Consider the following 12,004-nt stretch of genomic DNA (forward strand, 5'->3'; position numbering starts at 1 on the left):
TCAGCCAGCCGAGCTCTCAACCAGCCGAGTCAGTACCTGCTCTCCGAGGGTGTTATTGGCTTTGACCGTCACCTGGCGTCCAGTTCCCTGCTTTTCGATCAGCAGTTCCAGATCCGCCCCCGGCAAAATACCATCCCCTTTCTCCGGCCACTCGATCAGACGAACCGCTTCGATCGAGAAATAGTCGCGAATCCCCAGAAACTCGAGCTCTTCGGGATCGGCAAGACGGTACAGATCAAAATGATAAACCCGTCCCTGTTCCAGTTCGTAGGGCTCCACCAGCGTATAGGTGGGACTCTTAACTACGGCTGTATGCCCAAACGATTGCACCACACCACGACTGAGGGTGGTTTTACCCATCCCTAGGTTGCCATGTAGATAGATGGTCGCCTGGGGTCTGGCGGCTTGCCCGAGTTGTCCGCCAAATTCTACCATCCGGGCCTCATCGGCCAGATCCCAACGCTGTACTTCAGCCATTGATGCCCTCAAAGTCTGCTCGCTCACTACTTTCCAACTGCTTCACCGCTAACGATGGGTTGAGCAACCATCGAATGGGTGCGATCAGGTCCGTCGCCGCCAATCCTCGCTCGCCAGCCTTAGCCGCCAACAGATCCGCCGCACGACCATGAACCTCGACCGCCACCGAGGCGGCATCGAAAGCGTCCAGCCCTTGAGCTAACAAGGCAGCCACGACGCCGCTGAGCACATCACCCATGCCGCCACTGGCCATCCCGGGATTACCGCGACTGCAGAGTCGGATACGAGCTCCATCGCACACCAGCGTTCCGGCACCCTTGAGCACCACCACGCCACCATAGCGTTGCTGTATCTGTTTAACGGCGCTAAACCGGTCGGCTTGAATTTCCGCCACCGTACAACCCAACAACCGGGCAGCTTCACCGGGATGAGGCGTCAGCACCCAGTTATCCCGACGTACGGGTTCGATCAGCTGACCTTCCGCCAGCAGGTTCAAACCATCAGCATCGACCACCAGCGAAACCTGTTGCGCCTGCACCACCCGCAACAGCTGTCCCGACCAGGCATTCTTCCCTAACCCGGGCCCTATCGCAATCACGCTGGCCCTTTCGATCAAAGGCTCCAGGTCCTGCCCTGAGTCCACCCCATGGGTCATCACTTCGGGACGATGACCGGTACAGAGCGCCACATGCTCGGGTCGGGTCACCACCGACACCAGACCACTGCCGCTTCGAAGCGCCGCCTCAGAGCTCATCAGTACAGCCCCGGCCATCCCATGATCGCCGCCGACCACCATCACATGACCGAAGCTGCCCTTGTGGGCGGTTCGATCCCGTGGCCCCAGGCACCGACTCAACAACGAGGGGCCGATCACTCGGATCCCGGTGGGTATCGCCTGGTAAACCTCGTCGGGCACCGACAGCGAGTCAAACAGCACCTTTCCACAACAGGCGGGCCCCTGATGGGTCAGCAGTCCGGTATTGATGCCGATAAAGCTGATCGTCAACTGCGCTCGGATGGCAGCCCCCAGCTCGGCTCCGGTATCGGCACAGAGACCCGAAGGGATATCCAGCGCCAATACCGGCAGCCCGCTGGCATTGATCCGCTCAATCAGCGATCGATAGTCGCCACGCACCTCGCCGCTGAGACCGGTACCCAGCAAGCCATCGACGATCAGCTCGCCACTGAAGTCCTCTTCTGGGTCATAGGCCCGCACCTCGACACCTCGCCGCTCGGCCCACTCCAGCGCCTGTCGCGCTTCACCGCGCAACTTCTGCCGGGTCTGCTCACCCCCGAGCAGCAGCATCTGCACCTGAAACTGCTGTTCCAGCGCCATCGCTGCCACCACCAAGGCATCGCCACCATTATTACCGCTGCCGCTGATCAGGGTTAGACGGCGCACATCAGGCCAATGCTGGCGCAAGGCTCGGTAAGCAGCTCTGCCGGCTCGCTTCATCAGCTCAAAACCGTCGATACCCTGATCCTGGATCGCGCTGCGGTCCAGCTGTCGAGTCTGCTCGGCGCTATAGAGCCCAAGGCCGTTTTCCGGGGGCGAGAATGGCATCGCAACTCCTGTTGTCGGTATCATTAGGATTCTTGGTGAATAGTTGACGAAACAACGCCGGATCCACCGCGTATTTTCGCAAATTCTCTATAAAGTATAGTTTTTTGACCCCGTTTCCCATGCCCAGCAAACCCGAGCCGCAAGCCCCGACCCAGCCCTCGATATCGGCCAGCCCCGAACAGTTGACCGCCCAGGTCAAAGACTGGGCCAAAGAGCTGGGCTTCAGCGCCGTCGGCATTACCGGTATCGACACCGCCGATGCGGTTCAGCGCCTTGAAGCCTGGTTGAACAAGGGCTTCCATGGCTCGATGGGCTATCTGGCCAACCACCGGGAACTGCGACGCCACCCCGAGCAGCTGCACCCAGGCACCCTGAAAGTGATCAGCGTGCGCATGGATTATCTGCCACCGGAGGTGGAGACGGTGCGGGTGCTGCAAAATCCCAACCAGGCTTACATCTCGCGCTATGCATTGGGCCGTGATTACCACAAGACTCTACGCAAGCGGCTGGTCCGACTGGCCAAACAGATCGAACAACACTGCGGCAGTTTTAACTACCGCCCCTTCGTCGATAGTGCACCGGTGATGGAGAAGCCGATGGCCCAACGGGCCGGACTCGGCTGGCAGGGCAAGCACAGCTTGCTGATCGACCGCAAAGCCGGCAGCTATTTCGTGCTGGGGGAGTTGTTTACCGATCTACCGCTCGTGGACGATGCCCCCTACACCGAAGATCACTGCAGTCGCTGCAGCGCCTGTATCGATGTCTGCCCCACCGATGCGATCCCCGAACCCTACGTGCTGGATGCCCGCCGATGCATCTCCTACCTGACGATCGAATCGAAGGAGCCGATCCCGCTGGAATTGCGCCCCCTGATCGGCAACCGGGTGTTCGGCTGCGATGACTGCCAGCTGGTTTGCCCGTGGAACCGCTATTGCCACTTCACTGGCGAGAGTGATTTCAACCCCCGCCACCAGCTCGACACTATCGAGCTGGCCGAACTGTTTCAGTGGGATGAAGCGACCTTTTTGAAGAAAACCGAAGGCTCACCGATCCGGCGTAGTGGTTATCAAGGCTGGCTAAGAAATTTGGCGGTGGGGTTGGGTAACAGTGGCGACAAGGCCATGATCGAGGTGTTGAAGCAGCAGCAGGACAACCCGTCAGAGCTGGTCCGTGAACATGTCGCCTGGGCGATCGAGCAGCTTAGCAGCGAGCAAGGGCCTTCACCGCTGCCGTTGACCGACAGGCAGCCACGCAAGGTACGCCACCTGCTCTAACGCCTGCTCTAACTAATCAGCCCTTGCGGGAATTTAAACCGGAAAACGCTCGCTCAGGTGGGCAATGATATCGTCGGATTCGTACATCCAGCGGACTTGGCCATCCGCTTCTTCAATCCGCAGACAAGGCACTTTGACCCGACCACCCTGCTCCAGCAGCTCCTGGCGCTGTTGGGCATTTTTCTTGGCATCACGCAGCTCGATCGGCAGATTCAGGCGCTGCATCGCACGGCGAACCTTGACGCAAAACGGGCACGCTTCGAACTGGTAGAGCGAGTAGGCGGCCAGTTGCTGTTCAACCTGTTGCTGTGACTCAGACGGACGTTTGGCCGACTTGGGCCAGGTCAGCCAATTGATCAACAGCACAATGCGTCCCACAAACCAGCGAACGAAGCTCATTTCAGTACCTCAAAATAGTGAAGCTAAATAGGAAAAATCTCGGGCGCGCGATTATTTCATAATCAACCGCCCGAGATAAAGAACCGATCAATTCTTCAAGCAAGGTAGCCGGCTAAGGAACCTGCAAATGAGTCCTTGCGAACTTCTGGCTCTTGCAGAAGCCGCAGAGACTTGTTCGCAGGTTCGCTAAGGCATCTGAAAGAAAGTCTCGCGGTAGTGGACCAGTTCGTTGATCGAATCGCGGATATCATCCAAGGCCAGGTGGGAGCCCTTCTTCTTCACCCCGTCGAGAACCTCCGGGCGCCAGCGTCGAGCCAGCTCCTTGATGGTGCTGACATCCAGGTTACGGTAGTGGAAAAACGTTTCCAGTTCGGGCATGTAGGCCACCAGGAAACGACGGTCCTGGCCGATGCTGTTGCCGCAGATCGGTGAAGCGCCTTCGTCGACATGCTCTCGGATAAACGCTAGCGTCGCCAGCTCGGCATCACGCTCGCTGACCTTGCTATCGCGTACTCGCTGGGTCAGACCGGACTGACCATGCTGTCGAGTGCACCACTCGTCCATCGCGTCGAGCAGGCTGTCGGGCTGATTGATCACAAGGTTCGGCCCCTCGGCGATGATATTGAGGTCCGCATCGGTGACGATGGTGGCGATCTCGATGATGCGCTCTTTTTTGGGGTCCAACCCAGTCATCTCCAGATCGATCCAGATCAGATTGGTTTGCTTACTGCTTGACTGTGACATCATCATTTCCTGTCGTATTCGGGTGTCCAGGCACGCCCTTGCGGCCAGTCCATTGCCTCTGAGAAAGCCAACAGCTGCCCACGAGTAATTGCCCGAGAGTGGTTGATAGTGTGCTATGTTTAGCCCTTTCACGAACCCACTTCAAGCACTCCGGGCATCATCGCAGGTTTTCGATCACTCAATGAGCAAACGCAAACTCAATCGTCGCCAATCCTGGCGCATCAATAAAATTCAACAAGAGCGGATCGAGCGCGCCAGCAAAAAAGATCAACAGATCGATGCCAGCCTGCAGTCGGGTGAACTGGGACCGGAGCAACAAGGCCTGATCGTGTCCCATTTCGGCTCCCAGGTGGATGTCGAAGTTCTCGAAGGCGAGCATCGCGGCGAGATCCAGCGCTGCCATATGCGCGCCAATCTCGGAGCCCTGGTCACCGGCGATAAGGTGGTCTGGCGTAAGGGCCACCCCTACGGCGTGATCGTGGCAACTCTGCCCCGTCACTCGTTGTTGTCACGCCCCAACAGCCGCGGCGAGCTGCGCCCGGTCGCCGCCAATATCGACTACATCGTCATCACCATCGCGCCGGAACCGACCCCGTTTGCCAACCTGATCGACCGCTATCTGGTGGCCGCCGAAGTCAGCGGCATAGAGCCGGTCATCCTGCTCAACAAAACCGACCTGTTGACCGAGCCCGAGCGTCGGGCCGAGCTGGACAAGATGCTCGCCAGCTATGAGCAGATCGGCTACAAGGTGCTGCACGCCTCGACCCTGTCCGAGGAAGGTCTGCGCGAACTGAAAGCCGAACTCGACCAGCGCACCAGCGTGTTCGTCGGCCAGTCAGGGGTGGGCAAATCCTCGCTGATCAACACCCTGTTGCCCGGCGTCGATATTAAAGTCGGCGCCCTGTCCGAAGCCAAACTCAAAGGTACCCACACCACCACCACGGCGCGGATCTACCACTTCCCTGACGGTGGCGACCTGATCGACTCCCCCGGTATCCGCGAGTTTGGTCTCTGGCATATCGAACCCGAGCAGCTGCTGGAAGGGTTCGTCGAATTCCGCCCCTTCCTGGGCCACTGCAGATTCCGTGACTGTAAACACCAGCAGGAACCCAGCTGTGCTCTGCTCGAGGCTCTGGAGCAGGGCAAGATCGAACCGCGTCGCATGGAGAGCTACCGCCTAATCCGACAGAGTCTGGAGGACGGCATCGGCCCCCATTGAATTAATGGCCCTGTCGTTGACATAGCGCAACCAAGGCGCGGTTTGAGCCCTGGGTCGACACTGGGAAGCGGCTCGGCGGGGTGCTATATTCCTTTCAAAAATCGGTAGTTAGGGAAGCATAAGGATTTCAATGGTGTCGACTCCTATCCCATCCGGTGCTGACCAATGGCTGGAGCTGTTGGCCGACAAGCTGTTGCCGGTTCCAGCCCGTACCGTACTGATACTGCGCAAACAGCTGCAGAATCCGGCTGTCTCGCTACAACAGCTCACTCCATTGATTGAATCCGATCCGGTGCTGTCGCTCCATTGCGTCAGCCTCGCCAACCAACTGAACCGCAACCCCGATACCAACGTCACCAGCATCGAACTGGCTGTCGCCACCCTGGGGTTGGAACGAATTACCGAGCTAGCCACCAAACTCCCGGCCATCAAGCTCAATAACGCCAGCGTCCCCCATAAACAGTATTACCATGCCCTGGGTAACAGCTTTCACGCCGCCGCCCAGGCTCGGATGCTCTGTCGATATCGCGATGCCTCGATCATCAACGCCACCCGTACCGCCGCGCTGTTTTATGGTTTGGGGCACTGGGCGCTGTGGCGCTACGCCCCTCATCAGGCCAGCGAAATCAAAATCCGGATCTACGAACAGCAGCAGGACAGTGCCGAGGCCGAACAGGTGGTACTCGGCTGTACCGTTCAACAACTCTCAGAACGGCTGGTGGAGCACTGGCAGCTATCACCGCTGGCGATCGAAGCCCTCAAACACGAGAACTCTCCAGACGCCCAGCAACTGGACCTGATCCACCAGCGCGCGGCCCAACTGGGTGAGCTGGATGAAGATGACAAACGCACCATCAAACAGCTGCTGAATGCCCAACATTACCCGGTCAAACTGGCCAACTGGCTCTGCCTGACCGCACCGATGGGTTGGAACTACCCCAAGACCGTCCGAATCTGCCAACTGATCAGCGATCTGTTGCAAAAACCGCTGGACGACACCAACGCCCTGCTCCACCAACAGTGTGTCCAGGCATCCCGTGCCCATCCGATGCCCGATCTGCTCAACCCGGCTGCCATGATGTTGCTGCTGCCGTCCGAGCAGGTTCTCAGCTACCGCCTGGACAGCGAGAGCGCGGCCACCAAAGTCGAGACCACATTACTGAAGCGGAAATCGATCCAGCCGAAAGTTGATGACGATGACGCCACCCCGTCAAGCGCTCCAAGGCCGGAGCCCGAACAGTTGGAGATCAGCGACTTTGTCGATAAGGAGCTGTTCCAGAGAATTCTCCACCGGCTGGTCAAGGCGGTAGACAAGATTAAAGATCACAGTCAGGCGATCGAGCTGGTGCAGAAGGCATTAACCGAGGCTCTGGGTGCTGAGCGCGCGCTGACCTTCCATATCGACGGCGAGATGCGCCTGAAGACCCTGTCGTTCAGGGGCTGCAGTCACGATGATCGAATCACCAGACTGACCATGAACCTCAAGCATCCGGGCTTGCTGCAGCGACTGGCGCAAAAGCCCACCGCGGTCTGGGTCAGCGAGCACAACAACCGCCAGATCCGCGCCGAGATGTCCGAGCGCTTCCGGGCGGTCTGTCATCCAGACAGTTTTATGTTGGTATCTTTGTTCCTCAACCAACGGCCCTCACTGATTGTCTACGCGGATATGCGCGACAGGGGGGCACGCCTGAGCCAGTTCCAGTTTGAAAAGTTCAAGCAGCTGATGGCTGCCGCCAACCGTTGCATGCACCAGATCAATCAGCGCGACGACGGCTGACATCGGCCCCTGCAACTAGCGCCTAACCGCGTCAACCCAACACAGCCTGTCTCCGTCGGCAAAAGCGATGACAACAGCACTGCGCAGTCCGGCGCCGATAGGCTACAATGGTCGGCCGTTTAGTTTGCTGTTGAGATGTTCTATGGCCGACCTGCCGTTGTTACTCGAACCCCAAGCACTGTCCGAGCAGCTGGATAATCCGAATCTGCTGATTATCGATCTGTGCAGCTCCGACAGCTATGCTCGCGGTCATGTCCCCGGAGCTATCTGGATGGATCCGGCCCGATTACAGCGCGGCAGCGGCCCGGTACCCAATAAACTGCCGAACGCTGATCAACTCAGCCAGCTGTTTTCTGAACTTGGACTGACCGCCACAAGCCACGTAATCGCCTACGACGACCAGCTCGGTGCGCTGGCCGGACGACTGATCTGGACTCTGGATATCGTCGGCCATCGCCACAGCTCGGTCATCCACGGCCAACTTCCCGCCTGGATCGGAGCTGGATTGGCACTGGAGCAACAACCCAATTCAGCGACGCCGAGTACCTTTGTCGCCGAGATCAATGAGTCTCTGGTTGCGGATATCCCCTATATCCTGGAGCACCTGGACGATGAGCAGGTGGCGATCTGGGACGCCCGCTCGGCGGAAGAGTACCGTGGAGATAAAGTGGTAAACGCCGCCAAGGGAGGACATATCCCCGGCGCGATCCACTTCGAATGGACCTCGAGCCTTCGTGGTCTGCAAGACTGGCGCCTACAGGATCTGGAAGCGATCCGCCGCCACTTGGACAGCCTTGGGCTGGGCAGCGACAAAACCGTCGTCACCCACTGCCAGACCCATCGCCGCTCCGGTCTGACCTACCTGATCGCCAAAGCCCTCGGATATCCGGATATCCGCTGCTACGACGGTTCCTGGTTTGAATGGGGTAATCACCCCGACACCCCCGTCGAGCGCTGATAACGCCCGATAACCTGATTAACCTTTCACCTGAACGAGATTAACGACCCAAGATGGCCCGTCTGTTCGCACTGCTGCAATACCTGATTCCACAACACCTGTTGTCTCGCCTGGTCGGCCGCTTGGCCGACAGCCGCATCGGTTGGATTAAAAACAGCTTTATCCGTCTCTTCCACCGTATCTACGGCCTCAATATGGCCGAAGCACTGGAACCCGAACCAACCGCCTATCCGAGCTTCAATGCCTTCTTTACCCGCGCCCTGAAACCCGGCGCACGCCCGATCGATCCGGACCCGACCCGCCTGGTCTGCCCCGCCGATGGTGCAGTCAGCCAGCTGGGGCCGATCGATTACGGCCGAATCTTCCAGGCAAAGGGTCACAGCTACAGCCTCACCACCCTGATCGGCGGCGATGTTGAGCTAGCCAAAGAGTTTCAAAACGGTCAGTTCGCCACCATCTACCTGTCACCCAAGGATTACCACCGCGTCCATATGCCGGTCGATGGCCGCCTACGGCAGATGATCTACGTTCCCGGCGATCTGTTTTCGGTCAACAACGCCACCGTGTCCGAGGTCCCTAACCTGTTCGCCCGCAACGAGCGGCTGGTGGCCATCTTCGATACCGCTCAGGGCCCGATGGCGATGATCCTGGTCGGTGCCATGATCGTGGCCGGTATCGAAACGGTCTGGGCCGGCCAGGTAGCTCCGAAGCCGCGTTCGGTCGAACGGGTCGACTACACTGGCAACACCAGCGCCGATCCGATCGTCCTCGCCAAAGGCGACGAGATGGGACGCTTCAAGCTGGGCTCCACCGTCATCCTGCTGTTCGGTGAAGATCAGATCGAATGGCTGCAACAATACGGCAGCGGCACCGCGACCCGCCTCGGCGAGCCGCTGGCGCAATCTCGCGCACCCAAGCCTGATTCTGACCAGACCGAAACCGAATAAGCGACAAACGGATAGCATCACCATGGCCAACCAACGCTGGATCGAATTCATCAACCAACAACCGCTGACGGCAACCGCCGACGAGTCCCAAACCCTGCTGACACCCTTGCTGTCACAACGCCTGATCGGCCTGGAGGGTCCGGATTCGATCAGCTATCTGCAAGGTCAGCTGACGGCCGATCTGGCCAAGCTCAGTAGCGAGCAGAGCCTGTTGGCCGCCAACTGCACCCCCAAAGGGATGGTGATCAGCGTATTGCGTTTGATCCAGCTGGAGCCGCAGTCACTGTTGCTACGGCTATCGAGCGCAATCGAGGAGCCCGCACTGGCCAACCTGAAGAAGTTCAGCGTGTTCTCCAAGCTAAGCTGGAACGATGTGGCCGACGACTGGTGCGGCCTGGGCCTTTGCGGCGATGCAGCCGAATCCTTGTTGCAACAGGCCGGCTTCAACGCGCCCCAAGCGCTGAATCACCAAAGCCGCAATGACGGGATCGTACTGATCAAGGTCGGCCCTCAACGCTTTGAACTCTGGTGTCCGGCCGATCAAGCCGAGGCACTTTGGCTGCAGCTGGCCGAAGGCAGCCAGGCGGCACCAGAAAGTTGCTGGCAGGCCGCCGAAATCGAAGCCGGACTGGTGCAGCTCGATGCCGACAGCATCGACAGCTACATCCCGCAGATGCTAAACCTGCAGGCGGTCGATGCGGTCAGCTTCGACAAGGGCTGCTATACCGGCCAGGAGGTTGTGGCCCGACTGCAATTTCGTGGCAAACTGAAAAAACTGCTGTTTGGCGCCCGAACCGATGCCAGCAGAGTTGAAACCGGCACTGCACTGTTCAACAGTCAGGGAAGAAACGTGGGCAAAGTGCTCCATTGCGCAGAACTGGAACGCGGTACCCTGCTTCAGGCCGTGATCAGCAAGAAAGGTGCCGATGAAGGGGATCTGCGTCTGGGTAGCGTCGATGGCGAAGCCGTGAAGTTACTCAGCCTGCCCTACGAGATCGAGCCGGAGTTGTTTGAACGCCCGGAGCGCTAATGGTTAAGCTTAGGAGGCTCGCTTCATCACGAGCCCCCTGACCCAACGCCAGCGACTGATCAGCATGGCGCCGAAAATCAATCCACAGCCCAGCAGTTGCTGCGCGCTCATCTGCTCTGCAAACCACAACGCCGCCAGCAGCGCCGTCCAAACCGGCTCCAAAATCATGATCAACGCGGCATGGCTGGCAGGCGCCAACCCCTGACCGTAGGTCTGCAAAGTAAAGCGAAGACTGGTGGCAATCAGGGCACTGGCCAGCAGCCAGCCCCAGATACCGGCCTCGACCACCTCAGGCCAGGGTTCGATGAACACCGAAACCAGGCCATTGATCATCCCTACCATCAACAGCTGAACCGCAGCCAGAATCACCGCCGGCATCTCGCTGGCAAGATGGGCCATCAGGGTAAAATGCAGCGAAAACAGCAAGGCCGCCGCCAGGAAGTAGAACTGGCCGGGATCGGTATTAAATCCACCGTTAAGCGATAATAGCGCCAACCCGGCCACCGCCACCGGCAGCGCCAGCAGGGTATTACCGCTCGCCCTTTCACCGTAGATCAACCAGGCGGTAACAGGAACCAGCACCACCCCCAGGCTGGTGATAAACGCCCCTTCCCCCAGGTGCTGGCCCTTATCCAGCCCCTGAATCCAGGTCAGGATCGCCATCGCCATCACCACCCCCAGCAACAGGGCCCGAGGCAGCAGGTCGGCGCGCTTGAGCCAGTGCCACTTGGCGCGGCTGATCAGCAGCAGCACCAGTCCAGCCAGCACAAACCGAATACCGATAAACAGCAACGGTGGCAGGCCCTGCAGCGCCTCTTTGGAGAAGATCCACCCGGCAGCAGCCAACAGGGTTACCAGTACCAACACCAGGTCGGCACGGGCGGAGGTTGAAAGGGGCAAGGGATACCTCGGCAAGCGGAGAATTAGCGGCGCTCGATTTCGATCTGCGCCTGACAAACAGGGACGCAGCTTAAGCGATATCAGAGACAGAAAGAAGCCAAGCCCTGAAACGGGCAAATAGCTGAAGAAATAGAGGGGCGAGAAAACCGCAGAGAAGCAGCGGCCAACCTGGCCGCTGCTGGATGGGAATCCGCTGGATCAGTAGTCGCGATACTCGTTGACTACACTGACCTCTCCCGACTCGGATAAACCATAGACTTTGAAGTCATCTCGGCGGGCACCGGGGTCATCCATTCCGGGACCGCCCGACGGCATTCCCGGCACCGTCAACAAACGGATATCTCCCGGATCGGCCAGCAGGCGTTTGATATCCTGCGCCGGCACATGCCCCTCGATCACCTTACCGTCGATAACCGCGGTATGGCAGGACGCCCCCTGAGGCGGCACGCCATGCTGCTGTTTAATCGCGTTCAGGTTATCGACGGTACGATCATCAACGATAAAGCTGTGCTCTCGCAGGTGGTCGATCCAGCCTTTACAGCAACCACAAGAGGCGGAGCGATAGACCGTAATCTGATGGCTCTCGGCGGTACGCCCCTCTAGCCAGACCGGGTCACCGGCCTGAACCGTGTAGGAAGGGAGCCAAAGGCTTGCGGCCAGCGACAGAGTAAGAACAATGGGTTTGATGGACATAATTAATATTCTCCACGCACTT

General features: G+C 58.9%; 12 protein-coding genes. 6 read left to right on the forward strand and 6 right to left on the reverse strand.

Annotated elements, in window-relative coordinates; genetic code table 11:
* Nucleotides 1-477: a tRNA (adenosine(37)-N6)-threonylcarbamoyltransferase complex ATPase subunit type 1 TsaE gene (gene tsaE, locus DV711_RS12170; RefSeq protein ID WP_114695978.1), complete on the reverse strand. Its 477-nt coding sequence runs from the start codon at nucleotides 475-477 to the stop codon at nucleotides 1-3.
* Complete coding sequence (locus DV711_RS12175; RefSeq protein WP_114695979.1) at nucleotides 470-2,041, reverse strand: NAD(P)H-hydrate dehydratase; 1,572 nt, start codon at nucleotides 2,039-2,041, stop codon at nucleotides 470-472. Before DV711_RS12175 ends, tsaE begins: the two co-directional genes overlap by 8 nt.
* 119 nt (nucleotides 2,042-2,160) lie before the next feature.
* Between DV711_RS12175 and queG the strand changes: the two genes are divergently transcribed.
* Nucleotides 2,161-3,315 (forward strand): tRNA epoxyqueuosine(34) reductase QueG, encoded by a 1,155-nt coding sequence (gene queG / locus DV711_RS12180; RefSeq protein ID WP_114695980.1) that lies wholly within the window; start codon nucleotides 2,161-2,163, stop codon nucleotides 3,313-3,315.
* A gap of 33 nt (nucleotides 3,316-3,348) precedes the next feature.
* On the opposite strand, the gene DV711_RS12185 is transcribed toward queG, so the two are convergent.
* Nucleotides 3,349-3,714, reverse strand: a complete 366-nt coding sequence (locus DV711_RS12185) for a glutathione S-transferase N-terminal domain-containing protein (RefSeq protein ID WP_114695981.1) — start codon at nucleotides 3,712-3,714, stop codon at nucleotides 3,349-3,351.
* A gap of 186 nt (nucleotides 3,715-3,900) precedes the next feature.
* The gene (gene orn / locus DV711_RS12190) at nucleotides 3,901-4,461 is read right to left on the reverse strand and encodes an oligoribonuclease (protein ID WP_424398991.1); all 561 of its coding nucleotides are present in this window, start codon (nucleotides 4,459-4,461) and stop codon (nucleotides 3,901-3,903) included.
* A 178-nt stretch (nucleotides 4,462-4,639) separates the two neighbouring features.
* On the opposite strand from orn, the gene rsgA reads away from it, so the two are divergent.
* The 5 genes from rsgA (at nucleotide 4,640) to ygfZ (ending at nucleotide 10,389) form a co-directional block, all read left to right on the forward strand.
* Nucleotides 4,640-5,677, forward strand: a complete 1,038-nt coding sequence (gene rsgA, locus DV711_RS12195) for a small ribosomal subunit biogenesis GTPase RsgA (protein ID WP_114695983.1) — start codon at nucleotides 4,640-4,642, stop codon at nucleotides 5,675-5,677.
* A 133-nt stretch (nucleotides 5,678-5,810) separates the two neighbouring features.
* Entirely contained in the window at nucleotides 5,811-7,454 is a 1,644-nt protein-coding gene (locus DV711_RS12200) for an HDOD domain-containing protein (protein WP_165840104.1), read from the forward strand.
* 67 nt (nucleotides 7,455-7,521) lie between these two features.
* On the forward strand, nucleotides 7,522-8,412 hold the full coding sequence (locus DV711_RS12205; RefSeq protein ID WP_243633809.1) for a sulfurtransferase: 891 nt from the start codon (nucleotides 7,522-7,524) through the stop codon (nucleotides 8,410-8,412).
* A 53-nt stretch (nucleotides 8,413-8,465) separates the two neighbouring features.
* Complete coding sequence (gene asd, locus DV711_RS12210; protein WP_114695986.1) at nucleotides 8,466-9,359, forward strand: archaetidylserine decarboxylase; 894 nt, start codon at nucleotides 8,466-8,468, stop codon at nucleotides 9,357-9,359.
* A gap of 22 nt (nucleotides 9,360-9,381) precedes the next feature.
* Nucleotides 9,382-10,389: a CAF17-like 4Fe-4S cluster assembly/insertion protein YgfZ gene (gene ygfZ / locus DV711_RS12215; RefSeq protein WP_114695987.1), complete on the forward strand. Its 1,008-nt coding sequence runs from the start codon at nucleotides 9,382-9,384 to the stop codon at nucleotides 10,387-10,389.
* A 9-nt stretch (nucleotides 10,390-10,398) separates the two neighbouring features.
* Here ygfZ and DV711_RS12220 read toward each other — a convergent pair whose 3' ends face one another.
* Together DV711_RS12220 and DV711_RS12225 are read right to left on the reverse strand one after the other, a co-directional pair.
* Entirely contained in the window at nucleotides 10,399-11,289 is an 891-nt protein-coding gene (locus tag DV711_RS12220) for a DMT family transporter (RefSeq protein WP_114695988.1), read from the reverse strand.
* A 198-nt stretch (nucleotides 11,290-11,487) separates the two neighbouring features.
* A complete protein-coding gene (locus DV711_RS12225; protein ID WP_114695989.1) occupies nucleotides 11,488-11,982 on the reverse strand; it encodes a DUF411 domain-containing protein in 495 nt (164 codons plus the stop codon).
* Between the last annotated feature and the right edge of the window lie 22 nt (nucleotides 11,983-12,004).

This window comes from Motiliproteus coralliicola (assembly GCF_003345655.1).
GTDB lineage: Bacteria > Pseudomonadota > Gammaproteobacteria > Pseudomonadales > Balneatricaceae > Motiliproteus > Motiliproteus coralliicola.